Here is a 13861-nt window from a genome sequence, read left to right on the forward strand (position 1 = left end):
CACGTAATCAAGTTGAACGGCTGCGGGTACCCACCGGCCGATGCACCGCGATTTCCGGTCGGTCGAGGAGGGTGACGGTGCCGGCGGTCCCGTCCACGCGGATGCGCTGGCCCGTCCTGATGCGCGTGGACGCCGAGCCCGTCCCGGTGACGGCAGGCAGGGAGTACTCGCGGCAGACGATGGCAGCGTGCGACATCACCCCGCCTATGTCGGTGACCGCCGCACGGATCCTGCCGAACACGGGGGCCCAGCTCGGTGCGGTGACCGGGGCGACGATGATCTCCCCTTCCCGTACGAGATCCAGCTCGTCCGGATGGTGGACGACACGTGCCGTGCCGTCGGCGGTCCCCGGCGAGGCGGCCATACCGGTCAGGTCGCCGGTGGCGGTGGCGGTGGCGGTGGCGTCGGCGTCGGCGGCGGCGGGGTCGCTCAGCCAGGACCTGAGCCGTTCGCTGGTGATGCCCCAGAGCATGATGCTGAACGGTTCGGTGACCTTGGCCGGGGGCCGGTTGAGTGCGGGTTCGGGGCGTCGGCGGGCGAGGGCGTCCACGATCCGGCGCCGACGTTCGATCTCGGGCGGCCAGTGGTCGGGGCCGGCGGGGGCGACACCGACGGCCCAGCCGGAGGCGTAGTCGAACAGCGCCTCGCGGACCTCCCCGCGCGTGAGGTAGAACATGTCGTTCTCGCCGGGCCAGAAACCGGCCCGGTGGAGCAGCGCGGACAGCTCCCGCGCCTTCCGCCAGAAGACGCCCATGGCCCAGTGCTCGATGTAGAAGTTGTGGTTCTCCACGTACGGGTAGACCTGGCGGGCGAGTTCGGCCTTGGCCATGAAGGTCGCCCGCTCGTCCGGATCGAGCAGATCGGCGTACTCGCCGGTGATCCGGTCGCGCTCGGCGACGAGTTCGGCCACGTGCCGGTCGATGGTCTCGCCCCGCCGCAACCGCAGGATGTAGTCGCGGATGTACGCCAGGGGCAGGGACAGGGTGTCCCTCCAGTAGGTGTCGTCGCTGTAGAGGCCGTTGCCGGAGGTGAAGTTGAACCACGGGTCGCGGGCGGCGTGCCAGGCGTCGAGCCAGGTGCGGCCCTGCGGCCGCCCGGCCAGGGCGGCGAGGGTGTGCGGGCCGGGGCCGGGGACGGTCAGTGCTGCGTCGAGGTCCAGTTCGACGGCGAGCTTCGCCAGCCGCTTCAGCTCGTCGTCCGGGCGGAAGAGCTCCATGTCCACGCCCTGGACCATCGTCGCGGTGCCCTGGTCCGGTATGTCGGGGAACCACTGCTTGGATGCCTGGAAGAAGTCCAGGTAGGCCGCGTAGCCAAGGTTGAGGAACTCGAAGTGGTACTGCCAGGCCCGGTGGCACAGGGCGATGAGCCGGTCGTACCCGCCGAGCAGGGCGTCGGTCGCGTCCAGCCCGATGCCCGCCTCGATCTCCTCGTACGGCTGGGCGTCCGGGAGGTCGGTGAACCGGATCGCCTCCATGTCCCGGATCGTGTCGAGGACCTTGCGCTTCCAGTTCTCCAGCAGCGGGTCCCAGTGCTCGAAGTAGTAGCCCGCGCGCTTGAGGAACTGCGGAACGCGCGCCGCGACCTCGCTCTCGGGTGCGGCGACCGGGCTCAGGTAGACGTAGCCCTGGACGACGCGGGACTCGATGCCGTACGCGGGCGGCACCATGAAGTGCCGGGTGTTGTACTGGCCCAGGCACTTCGCCGCGAACTCGGGCGTGATCGTCTCGAAGGGTTTGAGCACGTGGGGCCAGTGCTGGCTGTCGCAGAACCAGAACTTCGCCTCCTCCGCCTCTCGTCGGCCGGCCTGGAAGAGCACGTGGTACGGGTAGAGGCCCTCCCAGCCCTCGGCTCCGGCGGGAACCGGCAGCTCGTAGGGGCTGGGGAAGGTCGTACGCGACTCCGTCTCCATGGCACGGTCCCTTCCTTCGTCGGCGGGCTCGGGGCGTCGGGCTCGGGTCGGGATGTTCGGGTCGGCAGGTTCAGGTCGGCAGGTTCCCCAGGCCGAGCATGGTGTCGGCGATGCTCCCGACGCCCGCTCCCTCTCTTACTCCGCTGGGCCTCCCCGGCCTGCGGCTCCAGACCGTCTCGGCCCGTGCCTGGAGCAGAAGGACGCCTCCGGGCGCGGACGGCACACGGTCGATGGCCCACTCGATGTCCTGCGGGAAGCCGTAGTGGCGCTCGACCTCCTTGGCCAGCCGGGCGACCGCGGCGACCTCGCCGGGCGCCAGGCACGCCACCCGGCGGCGGCCCTCCTCGACGCCGCTGCGGACGAGTCCCCGGCCGCCCGGGGCGGCGACGAGCTCGTACTCCTTCGGCGACACGGTCGTGCGTACGGCGACGAGCAGTACCTTGTCCACCACGTAGTTGTCAGGGGTCACCTCCCCGGACACCACCGGAGCCCCGAGGCCCCATCCGGCGTCGATGACGATCTTCGAGCGGTCGCCGTCGGCCGGGTTCACGGTCATGGCCACACCGGCAGAGCGCGCGTCGACCATCTTCTGTACGCCGACCGCCATCTTCAGCCCATCCTCGGGCACGGCGTTGGCGGCGCGATAGGTGATCGCGCGGGCGGTCCACAGGCTCGCCCAGCAACGCCGTACGGCATCGAGGACGGCGTCCGCTCCCCGGACCGCCAGGTAGGTGTCGTACTGTCCGGCGAAACTCGCACCCGGCAGATCCTCCGTCGGCGCGCTGGAACGGACGGCCACCGCCGCCTCCCGTTCGCCGACCTCCTCGCAGAGGGAGCCGTACGCGCCCTCGACGGCTGCCGCGACCCCCGGTGGCACCGGCTGCCCGCCCACCAAGCGGCGGATCTGGGCGCCGGCCACCTCGGTGCCGCCCGGGTCGGTGACATCGAGCCCGGCGAGGACGGCGTCGACACACCTGCGCAGACCGGCGCCGGCGAGCAGTGCCTCAAAGGCGTCCGTGGTCACGACGAACCCAGGAGGCACGGGGCAGCCCGCGCGGGTCATCGCCAGCAGGCCGGCGCACTTGCCCCCGACCCGGCTCACGGCGGCATCAGCAGGGGCGTCGAATGCGATGACGTACCGGCCGGTCATGGTCCGGCCCGCCCCGCCGACGCACCCCACGGGCGATGGGCCGACGGGCCCGGGCAACCCGCCACCCCGGCACCGAATGCCCTGCTCATATCACCAGCAAAGCAGGTCGCGACGGCACGCGGAAGGCCGCCCGGACGTGGACCGGGGGTGCGGAACAAGCCCGCTCACGGGCCCCGGCCCGGTTTCCGGTCGGGGCTCAGTCGCTGACGAACGAACGGATGCGCTGCTCGAGGCTGCGCTGCAGATGCGCGCGCATTTCGGAGCGCGCCGTCTCCGCCGAGCGCTCGCGGAGAGCCTGGAGGATCCGTTCGTGCTCGGCGCTGAGCAGGTCGAGGTCCCCGAAGGACGCCGGGGGTCCGCTGTCGTAGATCCGGAGCTGGGTGGTGAGCTTGACGAGCAGCCCGGCGATGGTGGAGTTGTGGGCGGCGCGCCAAAGAGCTTCGTGGAAGCGGAAGTTGCCCGCCCGTGCCTCGGTGTCGTCGGTCGCCTGACAGCAACTCTCGTGAAGGTGCTGGAGCCGCGCGATGTCGAGGTGGGTGTGCCGGAGTGCGGCGGCGGCAGCGGCCTCGGATTCGAGGGCGATGCGTGCCTCGTAGATCTCGACGATGTCCTCGGGGGTGCCGGAGCGCACCCGGTAGCCGCGCGCAGCGCGTTCGAGGAGGCCGTCGTGCTCCAGGAGATTGAGGGCTTCGCGGATCGGGGTGCGCGAGGTGCCGTACTGGGTGCTGAGCGAGGTCTCCAGCAGGGGCGCGCCCTTGGGGAACCTGCCGTCGAGGATGTCCTGGCGCAGCCGCCAGTAGTGGCCGGACGCCTGCTCGGACTGCTCGGCCGCGTCGTACTGCGCGACCGGCTTCTCCGCTGCCATGGGCTCCCCTCGCTCCGTCATCACTTGACCTGCCCAGCCTATCAGCGCGTACATTTGCGTATACGCACGTCGACGCTTGTCGTCGCGCAGGAGCAGGAGGAGGAATCGTGGACCGCGCCGGAGTGCTCATCTCCCCCGCCGAGCTGGCTTCCCGGCTGGGCGGCGAGGAGCAACTCGCCGTCATCGACGTCACGGTGCGGCTGGCCTCTCCGGCGTACGACGGGGACTACCGCGCCGAGTCGGGTGCCGGTCAGTGGCGGGCGCAGCGGATTCCGGGCTCGGTCCATGTCGACCTGCTGACGGAATTCGTGGACGAGCGGGCCCCGTACCACTTCGGCCGTCCCAGGCCGGAGGCCGTACGGGACGGGCTGACGCGGCTCGGCGCCGGGGCCGGGACGCGGATCGTGCTGTACGACGACGGGGCGATGCACTGGGCGGCACGGGCGTGGTGGATGCTGCGCAACGTGGGGGTCGAGGCACGAATCCTCGACGGCGGCCTGGCGAAGTGGCTCGGCGACGGTCAGGCCGTGGAGCGCGGCGAGCCGCAGGCGCAGCCCGTACGGAGCGGGGCGGCGGAGCCGCTACCCGGGCCGGCCGGGGAACTCGGGCTGTGGGCGGACAAGCAGGAAGTACGTGAGATCAGCCTCGGCCTGCGCCCGGGCAGCCTCGTGTGCGCGCTGGGCGTGGGGCAGTTCGCGGGCACGGAGCCGACCCGGTACACGCGGCGGGGCCACATTCCGGGCAGCCTGAATCTGCCGGCCCGCGACCTGCTGGGCGCCGACCGGACCCTTGTCCCGGACCGGCAGGTGTCGGAGCTGACCGCCGCCGCACTCGCGGAGGCGGAATCCCCGGTCGTCATCTACTGCGGGGGCGGGATCTCGGCAAGCCTGACGGCGCTGGCGCTGACGCTGAACGGCCGCCAGGACGTCAAGATCTACGACGGCTCGCTGGAGGAGTGGACCGCCGACCTGTCCCTCCCGGTCGCCACGGGCCACCGATGTCCGGGGCAGAGTGCCACGCCGCTCCCGTAGATGCCCGTAGATGTCCGTAGATGCCCTGCCCGTAGACCTCCGTAGCGTCACGCACCGTCCGAAAGGCCTCCCCATGACAGCCTCCCCTGCTCTCCCGACCGCCGACACCGCCGCAGCCGCCCTCGAAGAGCTGCGCTCCCGTGTCCCGCTGGTGCAGTCCCTGACCAACATCGTGTCGGCGAACTTCCTCACCAACGTGCTGCTCGCGTCCGGTGCCACCAACGCCGTCATCGACAACCATCACGAGGCGGCGTTCTTCGCCAAGATCGCCGACGCCGTCCTGGTCAATCTGGGTACGCCCACCGACGGCCAGGCCGAGGCGTTCACCGAGGCCGCGCGGGCCGCACACGACGCGGGCCGCCCCTGGGTCCTCGACCCGGTCGGCGTCGGTGGCCTGCCCTGGCGGACCGAACTCGCGGCCGGCCTGCTGGACTTCCGGCCGACCGCGATCCGGGGCAACGCCTCGGAGATCACCGCCGTCGCGGGCCTCGGCGGCGACACCCGCGGCGTCGACAGCGCCTCCGACGCCGCCGACGCCGTGCCCGCCGCCCTCGCGCTGCTCGCGGTGAGCGAGACCGTCTCCGCCTCGGGGCCGGTGGACTACGTCGTCGGACGCACCGCCGCCGGCGACACCGGGACGGTCCGGGTCCTGGGCGGCAGCGATCTTCTGCCGAAGGTCACCGCGACCGGGTGCTCCCTGGGCGCGCTGTCGGCCGCGTACATCGCGGTGGCACCCGACGCCTTCACCGGCCTGGTCGCGGCCCACACCCACTTCGCGGTCGCCTCCGAGATCGCCGAACGCAACGCGCAGGGCCCTGGCTCCTTCGTACCCGCGTTCCTTGACGCCCTGGCGGCCGTGGACCCCGACGACATCCGCAAGCACGGACGCGTGGAAGCCCATTCATGAGCATCAAGACCCTCTGGTACCTCACCCCGGCCGACGGCGAGTACCCGTGGAGCCCCGGCGGCCTGTACCCGTTCAGCAGCGAGCGGTACATCGAACTGGCGCGGACCATCGACCAGGGCGGCTTCTTCGGCGCGCTGGTCGCCACGTGGCCGAACGACCCGTTCGTCTCGGCGAGCTTCGCCGCCGCGCACACGACCTCGATGAAGTTCCTGGTCGCGGTCTACGCCCGGATGATCCCCGCCCGGCTCCTGGCCGAAAAGGCCCTGGCCTTCGACGCGTTGAGCGGCGGACGGCTGCTCATCAACTCGGTCAACGGGCGCGACAACATCCTCACCAAGTACGACATGAGCACCGAGCACGACGAGCGATACGCGCTCGGCCGGGAGTACTGGAGCGAGTTCCGCGAGCACTACCTCGCCGGCGCGGACTCCAACTTCCCCAACACCCCGCTGCGCATGGAGCCGACCCAGGCCTCCGGCATCCCCGTATGGGGCGCGGGCGACTCGGCCGCCGGGCTCGCCAGCTCGGGGCAGGTCCTCGACACCTACCTCACGATGATGCGCGAACCCGCCTTCCTCGGCGAGAAGTTCCAGGCCGCGCGCGACTCCGCCCGCGCGCACGGCCGCGAGCTGAGCGACTTCGGCGCCCTGGCAGGCGTCGTCGTACGGCCGACGAAACGCGAAGCACTCGACCGCTTCCGCTCGCTCTTCGAGGAGACCGGCATCGACCGCCTCACCGACGTCCTCGACCAGGCGGTTCGCCGACGCACCCACGGCGCGCAGGACCTCAAGACCTTCACCGCCCGCGACGCCCAGCACCAGGGCTGGGTCGACACCATCCTCTCCGGCCGCCTCCCCGAGCCCGAGGACCTCTACCTGGGACACGGTCTCTACGCCGGAATCACGGCCTGGTCACCGCTCGACATCTTCGCCACGGGATCCTCCGCGGTCTACTACGTCGGCGAGCCGGACGACATCACCACCACCGTCGCCGAACTGCGCAAGCAGACCGGCCTGTCCGCCCTGATCCTCGCCGGCTGGCCCCTGGCCGAGGAGGCGGAGCTGGTCGCGGAACACCTCGTCCCGCGCTTCGACGAGATCGGCTGACCAGCACCTCAGCCCAACTCCCTTGTCACAAAGGGCCGCTACGCTACCCTCGCGCTCACACCGCCCGCGAGAAAACCGGGATCCCATGCCAGACCACGACCGCGTCGGACCCCATGCGATGGCCTACGCGGCGGCTGGTACGGAACCACCGCCGCCGACCCCGTTGCGGGAGGGCGACCCCCGGCGGGTCGGCCCGTACCTTACGGTGTCGGTGCTCGGGCGCGGCGGTATGGGCCGGGTCTGTCTGGGCCGGGACGCCACCGGTGCGCGGGGCTCAGCCGCCGTCAAGGTGATCCGGCCGGAGTACGCGCAGGACGCCCCGTGACCGTGCATAGCGATCGGTCGGCGTCCGAACCGCTCGGCCCCTCGTCGCTGGCGTGGCGGTACTTCAGTGACTGGCGTGGCCTGTTGGTGAGCCTGTGGGCCGGGTCGATGCAGAACATGCACCCCGGTCTCGGAGCCGGGGTGGAGGAGCACTCGCGGTTCTTCGACGAGCGCTGGGAGCGGCTGTTCCGCTCGCTCTACCCGATCGCCGGGGTGGTGTACGACGGCCCCGACGCCGCCCGCACCGCTCGCGCGGTGCGCGACTACCACCTCGGCATCAAGGGCACGGACCGCCAGGGCCGCCCGTACCACGCGCTCGACCCGGACACCTTCTTCTGGGCTCACGCGACCTTCGTCATGGTTCCGGTGCTGGTCTGCAGGCACTTCGGCCGCCCGCTGACGGAGGAGCAGAAGGAGCAGCTCTACGCCGAGGGCCTCCAGTGGTACCGGCTGTACGGGGTGAGCGACCGTCCGGCCCCGGCGGACTGGCGCGGCTTCTGTGCGTACTTCGACCGGATGTGCGCCGAGGTGCTGGAGGACAACCGGGCGACCCGCGCCGTGCTGGACCTGCGGCGTATCGGCAAGCCGCCCGCGCTGGGATGGCTGCCGGACGCCACATGGCGCGTGATCCGCTTCCCGCTGACGCGGTCCTTCGTGTGGCTCACCGTCGGGATGTACCCGTCGGCGGTGCGGGCCAGGCTGGGCTACCGCTGGTCGCGGCGGAGCGCGCTCGTGCTGTGGCTGCTGGGCCGTACGGTCGCGCTCGGCTGGCGTCTGGTGCCGTTCGAGCGGCGCTATCACCCGCGCGCCCGGGCCGCCTGGCGGCGTGCCCGCGGACTGTCCGTACCGCCGGTGGAGACGCCGCGCCGGAACCTGCCTCCGGTCGAGCGCCGCGGCGACCCCAAGCACTACGCACCGGACGGGTAATTTTCGATCTCCCGTTGTGCGTTCGTCGCGTTCAGCCCGGCGTCACCGGGGATTCCCCTTGCGTTGCCGGACTCCTACGGACCGTCGCGACAGGTCAGTGGCCGCGCTGGAGGGGGACAGCACGTCCGGGTTTCGGCGTTTCCCGGTCGCACGGGGTGACGCGGTGGGCGGCCAGGGCGGCGAGGTCGTCGTCGCGGGCGCCGTGGACGTAGGTGCGCAGGTCCTGGTGGAGGTGGTCGAGGAGTTGGCGGGGCGGGGCGGAGGCCCATGGGCGGACGCGCTGGGTGAGGGGGTAGAAGGTCCCGGTGCGGTCGCGGGTCTCGCTGACGCCGTCGGTGTAGAGCAGCAGGCGGTCGCCGGTGGCGAAGGGGATGGTGTCGACCTGGTAGTGGTCGCCGAGGAGGTCGGCCATGTTGATGGGTGGCGACGGCGCGCTGGGTTCCACCTCGCGCACGTCGCCGTGGTGCAGCAGCAGTGGCGCGGGGTGCCCGCAGTTGAGCACGCGGGCGACGGGTTCCCCGGCGGGGATCTCGACGAGCACGACGGTGACGAAGCGTTCCACCGCGCCGTCGGGGACGTTCAGGCAGTACTGGCCCATGACGGTCTCCAGCAGGCCTGCCAGGGACGGCAGGTCGGGCGCGCCGTGCGCGTGCACCCGGAACGTGCTGAGGATGACCGATGCGGCCTCGACGGCGGGAAGTCCCTTGCCGCGCACGTCGCCGATGATCAGCCGCACCCCGTGCGGGGTCTGCATCGCCTCGTAGAAGTCGCCGCCGATACGGGCGTGCGCGGCGGCAGCCTGGTAGAGCACCTCGACGTCGATGTGCGCGAGGTGCTGCGGGGGCGGGCGCAGCAGTACCTGCTGAGCGGTCTCCGACACCGCGCGGACCTGGGCGAGGGTGCGCTCCCGTTGCTGCCGTACGCGGCTGGCGTAGGCGGCGGCCAGGGTGATGGCCGTGATCGCGAGCAGGGTGAAGAGGCCCGGTGTCCGACCCAGGTCGTGGTTGACGGCGGAGAGGGCGAAGCCGACCGCCAGGGCCAGCAGCCCGATGCCCAGCGTGCCCATCACGCAGTACATGGCGGCTGCCAGTGCCGGCGCCGCCCCGAGCAGTCGGTTGAACTGCAGATGGGGGGTGAGGATGTCCGTCACCGCGACCAGCGCGATCACCAGCAGCGGTGTGAGTTGCGCCGGCTCGAACGACTGGCCCTTCGCCTGCATCCGCCGGCGGAGCCATTGGGGGGCTCGCATCCGTCCGAGCGACCGGGCGGTGGTGCTTCGGCTCGCGATGGGCGGCCCCTTGACCTGCACACCCATATCCCTGTCCTTACGTAAAGGCGACTCGTGGACGCCGGTTCGCAGATGGAATTACGTAAACTATGCCTAACGTTTCAATGCGGCTATATGACCCGAATCTCACGTGATGGTCATCACGTCGGCCTGGCTGCGGACCATGGTCGCGGCGATCTTCGAGGCTCCTCACTTGCCTTGGAGTGCACTCCAGGGTGTTCGCTGGCAGGCAACAGGCTTTGATGAGGAGCACGCCATGACACAGAAGATCTGGTTCATCACCGGTGCCTCACGGGGCTTCGGGCGGGAGTGGGCGATCGCGGCGCTGGAACGCGGCGACTCGGTGGCCGGGACGGCACGCGATCTGTCCACGTTGGACGATCTTGTCGCGACCTACGGAGAGCGGTTCCTGCCGCTGCGACTCGACGTCACGGACCGCGACGCCGACTTCGCCGCCGTACGGCAGGCACACGAGCGGTTCGGGCGCCTCGACGTGGTGGTCAACAATGCCGGATACGGCCACTTCGGGATGGTGGAGGAGCTCACCGAGGCGGAGGCCCGCGCGCAGCTGGAGACCAACCTGTTCGGGGCGCTGTGGGTCACCCAGGCGGCACTGCCGTTCCTGCGTGAGCAGGGCAGCGGCCACATCCTGCAGGTCTCCTCGATCGGTGGGATCAGCGCGTTTCCGCTGGTCGGCATCTACCACGCGTCGAAGTGGGCGCTCGAAGGGATCAGCCAGTCGCTGGCCCAGGAGGTGGCGCCGTTCGGCGTCAAGGTCACGCTGATCGAGCCCGGCGGGTTCGCCACCGACTGGGCCGGTTCCTCGTCGAGTACGTCCGCGCAGCTGCCGGCGTACGCCGAGTTCCACGAGCAGGTACAGGAGCAGCGTCGTCAGCGCGTCGGCACCCCGGGTGACCCGCAGGCGTCCGCCGCAGCCGTGCTGGAGCTCGTGGATGCCGATGAGCCGCCGCTGCGGTGCTTCTTCGGTGCGGCGCCGCTGGGCATAGCGAAGGCCGACTACGAGCAACGTCTCGCGACGTGGGAGAAGTGGCAGTCGGTGGCTGAACTGGCGCAGGGCTGAGCGCAGCGAAGAGCCTTGTTGGAGCCGAGAGCCCGTCCGCGCACCGGACGGGCTCTCGGCGTTCGTTCAGGGATCCGCGGGGATCGGTCACCCGGCGGCGTGCAGGAGTTTTGCCGCCAGGACGCGGATCTGGGTGTGTTCGGCGGGAGTCAGTGACGCGGTCAGGGCGGCGATCTGCTGGTCCATCTCGGCGGTGCACCGGTCGGTGAGTTGCCGGCCGAGCGGGGTGAGGCTGACCAGGACGGAGCGGCCGTCGTGGGGCGAGGGGAGGCGCTGGACCAGGCCGCGTTTCTCGGCGCGGGTGACCAGGCCGGTCATGGAGGACTTGTCCAGGCCCAGGTGGCGGGCGAGTTCGAGCATGCCGGGCCGGCGGTCGCGCAGGATGCCGAGGAGGCGGACCTGGATGAGGGAGAGGTCGTGGTCGGACGCGATGCGCGCCAGGACGCCCTGCACCAGGAACGACAGCTGGACCAGGGCGTCCACGGTGTCCTGCGGCTCGTCGGGCCCCCGGTCGTCCGCGAACTCCGGGGTGTGGCTGGGGGTCATGGTGGCCGCCTCCGCTTGACTTGGTACGTGGCACAAACTACCGTCGAATTAGTACGCGCCACAAACCATACGCGTTCCCGCCCGAGCCCAGGAGGCCAGCCATGCGCGCTGCCGTCGTCCGCTCCTTCGACGCCCCGCCCCGCTTCGACACCATCGACACCCCCCGGCCCCGCGGGGAGCACGAGGTCCTGGTGGACGTCCTGGCCGCCGGTCTCCACCCGCGGGTGCGCTCCAGCGCCGACGGCACCCACTACACCTCCGACGGCGTCCTGCCCCTGGTCCCGGGCATCGACGCGGTCGGCCGCACCCCGCAGGGGGAACTGCTCTACTTCGTCGCCCCGGACACCGCCCTGGGCACCATGGCCGAGCAGGCCGTCGTCGACCGCCGCCGCGCCATCACCCTGCCGCCGGACACCGACCCGGTCGCGGTGGCCGCCGCGATGAACCCCGGCATGTCCTCCTGGGTCGCCCTCCGCCGCCGCGTCACCCTCCGGCCCGGCGCCGGCGTCCTGGTCCTGGGCGCGACCGGCAACGCCGGACAGCTCGCCGTACAGATCGCCAAGCACCTCGGCGCCGCCCACGTCGTGGCCGCCGGCCGGGACCCCGAGCGCCTGGATCTCCTGCCCGGCCTGGGCGCGGACGAGACGGTCTCCCTGCTGGGCGACCCCGAGCAGGTCGCCGAACGCCTCGGCAAGAGCGCCGGCGACGCGGACGTCGTCATCGACTACCTGTGGGGCCCGGCCGCCGAACACGCCATGCCCGCCCTGCTCACCGCCCGCGCCGAGCGCAGCAAGCCGCTGGCCTGGATCCAGATCGGCTCCATGGCCGGAACGGACATCACCCTGCCGTCCTACCTGCTGCGCGCGGCGAACCTGCAGATCATGGGCAGCGGCCAGGGCTCGGTCACCACCGCCGGAATCCTCGCCGAACTGCCGTCCCTCGCGACGGAGATCACCTCCGGCACCCTGGCCGTCGACCCTCTCGCCCTTCCCCTCTCCCAGGTCGAGCAGGCGTGGAACACCCCCACCGCCCCCGGCCGGCGCATCGTGCTGACCCCCGGTAGGTGACCCCCTGTTGCTGTTCCGGTACCTCGTTCTCAGGCGCGGCGCATGCCGGTGAACACCGTGGTCGCGGACAGCAGGAAGGCGTCCGGCCGCCGCAGGATGCCCTCCGGCGCCTCGGCGTCGAGGAGTTGGTCGACCGTCGTGCGGTCCTCGGCATCGAAAGGCTCGCCCATCGACTCGCGCAGCCGGCTCAGTTCGGCATGCAGATAGGTGCGGGCCGGCCCGTCGAGCGGCGCCGGCAGATCGAGGAGGAGGCTGAAGGTGCCGGCGGGGGCGAGCCCGGCGCGGGTGAGCAGTGCCGGCCAGTCCTCGACGACGGAGGTGCTGCCGGGCAGCTCGGCGCGCATGGCCGCGAACCAGTCCTCCAAGGCGGCGTCGAGCCGGGCCTGCAGCCCCGGCCTGCCGATGCCGATGTCGCGGGGAAGGAAGCGCGTCGGCAGCCCGCCCTCGGCGATCGCGAGCAGCCCACCGGGGCGCAGCGCCCCCGCCAGCCCGTCCAGCGCGCCCTGCTGGTCGCCGAGGTGGTGCACGGCCCGGCTGCTCCAGATGAGGTCGGCCGTGCCGAGGTCCTCGTCCAGGCCCTCGGGCAGTTCGGCGTGATGGGTCGTCACCCGGGCGCCGAGGCCGAGTCGTTCGGCGCGGGCCGTGGCCCGGTCCAGCAGGGCGGCGGCGCCGTCCACGGCGACCGTCCGGGCCTCCGGGAAGGCCTCGGCGAGTACGCAGGTCATCACGCCGGGACCGCTGCCGATGTCGAGGATGCGCCGCACCTCCTTGTCCGGGCCGAGCAGCTCGCGCAGCCGGGCCGCGGTCTGCCGGAGGACGGGCAGCTGCAGCTCGCCGCTGTTCTCCAACCGGGTGGCCATCGCACCCCAGTCGATGTCGGTGTTGTGGTGTCCGGATCCATGGCCGTGTCCGGAACGGCTGTGTGCGCTCATGACGGGCAGCGTGCTCCCCGTGCCCGGCCGTGGCAACTTGTGTTGCCGTTTCCGGGACACACGCGGTGGAATGCGGGGCATGGAACAGTCACCGGCCTACGAACCCGTCCTCGCCGCGGTCGGCCCCCGCCTCAAGCGGCTGCGTGCCGAGCGCGGCATCACCCTGGCCGCGCTCGCCGAGACCACCGGCATCTCCAAGAGCACCCTGTCCCGGCTGGAGTCCGGGCAGCGCCGCCCCAGCCTGGAGTTGCTGCTGCCGCTCGCCGGGGCCTATCAGGTGCCACTGGACGAGCTGGTCGGCGCACCCGAGGTGGGCGACCCCCGGGTGCGGCTGGCACCGCGCACGACTCCGGGTGGGACCGTGGTGCCGCTCACCCGGAGTCCGGGTCCGCTCCAGGCGTTCAAGATGATCATCCCGGACCGTGGTGCGGAACCCGACCCGCGTACCCACGAGGGCTATGAGTGGCTGTACGTGCTGAACGGCCGGCTGCGGCTGGTGCTGGCGGACCACGACCTCGTGCTCGGGCCGGGCGAGGCCGCCGAGTTCGACACCCGGCTGCCGCACTGGTTCAGCAGCGCGGGCCGGGAGCCCGTCGAGATCCTGAGCCTCTTCGGGAGACAGGGTGAGCGCATGCACGTACGGGCGAAGCCCCGTTAGTGCCGCTTGCGTGCCGGCACGGGATCCCCCGCCCCGGCCCCGGGGACATCACCGTCCCTCGAAGCGATCG

At 71.6% G+C, this 13861-nt stretch carries 14 protein-coding genes; 8 read left to right on the forward strand and 6 right to left on the reverse strand.

Annotated features, from left to right (window positions below; all coding sequences use genetic code 11):
* Window positions 1–7: 7 nt before the first annotated feature.
* The 3 genes from ACFXJ5_RS05030 to ACFXJ5_RS05040 form a co-directional block, all read right to left on the reverse strand.
* Window positions 8–1909 (reverse strand): PEP-utilizing enzyme, encoded by a 1902-nt coding sequence (locus ACFXJ5_RS05030; RefSeq protein ID WP_384626986.1) that lies wholly within the window; start codon window positions 1907–1909, stop codon window positions 8–10.
* A 70-nt stretch (window positions 1910–1979) separates the two neighbouring features.
* Window positions 1980–3059 carry a PEP/pyruvate-binding domain-containing protein gene (locus ACFXJ5_RS05035; RefSeq protein ID WP_384626989.1) on the reverse strand — a complete coding sequence of 360 codons (1080 nt, stop codon included), beginning with the start codon at window positions 3057–3059 and terminating at the stop codon, window positions 1980–1982.
* Between the two features lie 196 nt (window positions 3060–3255).
* Window positions 3256–3924: a GntR family transcriptional regulator gene (locus ACFXJ5_RS05040; RefSeq protein ID WP_384626991.1), complete on the reverse strand. Its 669-nt coding sequence runs from the start codon at window positions 3922–3924 to the stop codon at window positions 3256–3258.
* A gap of 107 nt (window positions 3925–4031) precedes the next feature.
* On the opposite strand from ACFXJ5_RS05040, the gene ACFXJ5_RS05045 reads away from it, so the two are divergent.
* The 5 genes from ACFXJ5_RS05045 to ACFXJ5_RS05065 all read left to right on the forward strand — a co-directional run bounded on the left by ACFXJ5_RS05045 (window position 4032) and on the right by ACFXJ5_RS05065 (window position 8219).
* Window positions 4032–4955: a sulfurtransferase gene (locus ACFXJ5_RS05045; RefSeq protein WP_384626994.1), complete on the forward strand. Its 924-nt coding sequence runs from the start codon at window positions 4032–4034 to the stop codon at window positions 4953–4955.
* 73 nt (window positions 4956–5028) lie between these two features.
* Window positions 5029–5862, forward strand: coding sequence for a hydroxyethylthiazole kinase (gene thiM, locus ACFXJ5_RS05050; RefSeq protein WP_384626997.1), 834 nt, complete (start codon window positions 5029–5031; stop codon window positions 5860–5862).
* A complete protein-coding gene (locus ACFXJ5_RS05055) occupies window positions 5859–6968 on the forward strand; it encodes an LLM class flavin-dependent oxidoreductase (RefSeq protein ID WP_384627000.1) in 1110 nt (369 codons plus the stop codon). The genes thiM and ACFXJ5_RS05055 overlap by 4 nt, the downstream gene beginning before the upstream one ends.
* Window positions 6969–7053: 85 nt before the next feature.
* Window positions 7054–7293 (forward strand): hypothetical protein, encoded by a 240-nt coding sequence (locus ACFXJ5_RS05060; RefSeq protein ID WP_384627003.1) that lies wholly within the window; start codon window positions 7054–7056, stop codon window positions 7291–7293.
* Complete coding sequence (locus tag ACFXJ5_RS05065) at window positions 7290–8219, forward strand: oxygenase MpaB family protein (RefSeq protein WP_384627005.1); 930 nt, start codon at window positions 7290–7292, stop codon at window positions 8217–8219. The genes ACFXJ5_RS05060 and ACFXJ5_RS05065 overlap by 4 nt, the downstream gene beginning before the upstream one ends.
* A gap of 94 nt (window positions 8220–8313) precedes the next feature.
* Here ACFXJ5_RS05065 and ACFXJ5_RS05070 read toward each other — a convergent pair whose 3' ends face one another.
* Complete coding sequence (locus ACFXJ5_RS05070) at window positions 8314–9534, reverse strand: PP2C family protein-serine/threonine phosphatase (RefSeq protein ID WP_384627008.1); 1221 nt, start codon at window positions 9532–9534, stop codon at window positions 8314–8316.
* Between the two features lie 229 nt (window positions 9535–9763).
* Here ACFXJ5_RS05070 and ACFXJ5_RS05075 point away from each other — a divergent pair, with 229 nt between their 5' ends.
* Entirely contained in the window at window positions 9764–10588 is an 825-nt protein-coding gene (locus ACFXJ5_RS05075; RefSeq protein WP_384627011.1) for an SDR family oxidoreductase, read from the forward strand.
* Between the two features lie 87 nt (window positions 10589–10675).
* On the opposite strand, the gene ACFXJ5_RS05080 is transcribed toward ACFXJ5_RS05075, so the two are convergent.
* Window positions 10676–11134: a MarR family winged helix-turn-helix transcriptional regulator gene (locus ACFXJ5_RS05080; RefSeq protein WP_384627014.1), complete on the reverse strand. Its 459-nt coding sequence runs from the start codon at window positions 11132–11134 to the stop codon at window positions 10676–10678.
* A gap of 101 nt (window positions 11135–11235) precedes the next feature.
* Between ACFXJ5_RS05080 and ACFXJ5_RS05085 the strand changes: the two genes are divergently transcribed.
* Window positions 11236–12201, forward strand: a complete 966-nt coding sequence (locus tag ACFXJ5_RS05085) for a zinc-binding alcohol dehydrogenase family protein (protein ID WP_384627017.1) — start codon at window positions 11236–11238, stop codon at window positions 12199–12201.
* Window positions 12202–12230: 29 nt separating this feature from the next.
* On the opposite strand, the gene ACFXJ5_RS05090 is transcribed toward ACFXJ5_RS05085, so the two are convergent.
* Entirely contained in the window at window positions 12231–13133 is a 903-nt protein-coding gene (locus ACFXJ5_RS05090; protein ID WP_384627019.1) for a class I SAM-dependent methyltransferase, read from the reverse strand.
* A gap of 79 nt (window positions 13134–13212) precedes the next feature.
* On the opposite strand from ACFXJ5_RS05090, the gene ACFXJ5_RS05095 reads away from it, so the two are divergent.
* Window positions 13213–13791: a helix-turn-helix domain-containing protein gene (locus ACFXJ5_RS05095; protein WP_384627021.1), complete on the forward strand. Its 579-nt coding sequence runs from the start codon at window positions 13213–13215 to the stop codon at window positions 13789–13791.
* The last annotated feature ends 70 nt before the right edge of the window (window positions 13792–13861 follow it).

The organism is Streptomyces sp. NPDC059373 (assembly GCF_042751495.1).
In the GTDB taxonomy this organism is placed as follows: Bacteria; Actinomycetota; Actinomycetes; order Streptomycetales; family Streptomycetaceae; genus Actinacidiphila.

Excerpts from the sequence above, each read along its gene's own strand:
- ACFXJ5_RS05070 (WP_384627008.1), bottom strand. The coding sequence starts at position 9,534 with ATGGGTGTGCAGGTCAAGGGGCCGCCCATCGCGAGCCGAAGCACCACC.
- ACFXJ5_RS05095 (WP_384627021.1), top strand. The coding sequence starts at position 13,213 with ATGGAACAGTCACCGGCCTACGAACCCGTCCTCGCCGCGGTCGGCCCC.
- ACFXJ5_RS05085 (WP_384627017.1), top strand. The coding sequence starts at position 11,236 with ATGCGCGCTGCCGTCGTCCGCTCCTTCGACGCCCCGCCCCGCTTCGAC.
- ACFXJ5_RS05030 (WP_384626986.1), bottom strand. The coding sequence starts at position 1,909 with ATGGAGACGGAGTCGCGTACGACCTTCCCCAGCCCCTACGAGCTGCCG.
- ACFXJ5_RS05080 (WP_384627014.1), bottom strand. The coding sequence starts at position 11,134 with ATGACCCCCAGCCACACCCCGGAGTTCGCGGACGACCGGGGGCCCGAC.
- ACFXJ5_RS05090 (WP_384627019.1), bottom strand. The coding sequence starts at position 13,133 with ATGAGCGCACACAGCCGTTCCGGACACGGCCATGGATCCGGACACCAC.
- ACFXJ5_RS05035 (WP_384626989.1), bottom strand. The coding sequence starts at position 3,059 with ATGACCGGCCGGTACGTCATCGCATTCGACGCCCCTGCTGATGCCGCC.
- ACFXJ5_RS05060 (WP_384627003.1), top strand. The coding sequence starts at position 7,054 with ATGCCAGACCACGACCGCGTCGGACCCCATGCGATGGCCTACGCGGCG.
- ACFXJ5_RS05040 (WP_384626991.1), bottom strand. The coding sequence starts at position 3,924 with ATGGCAGCGGAGAAGCCGGTCGCGCAGTACGACGCGGCCGAGCAGTCC.
- ACFXJ5_RS05075 (WP_384627011.1), top strand. The coding sequence starts at position 9,764 with ATGACACAGAAGATCTGGTTCATCACCGGTGCCTCACGGGGCTTCGGG.
- thiM (WP_384626997.1), top strand. The coding sequence starts at position 5,029 with ATGACAGCCTCCCCTGCTCTCCCGACCGCCGACACCGCCGCAGCCGCC.
- ACFXJ5_RS05055 (WP_384627000.1), top strand. The coding sequence starts at position 5,859 with ATGAGCATCAAGACCCTCTGGTACCTCACCCCGGCCGACGGCGAGTAC.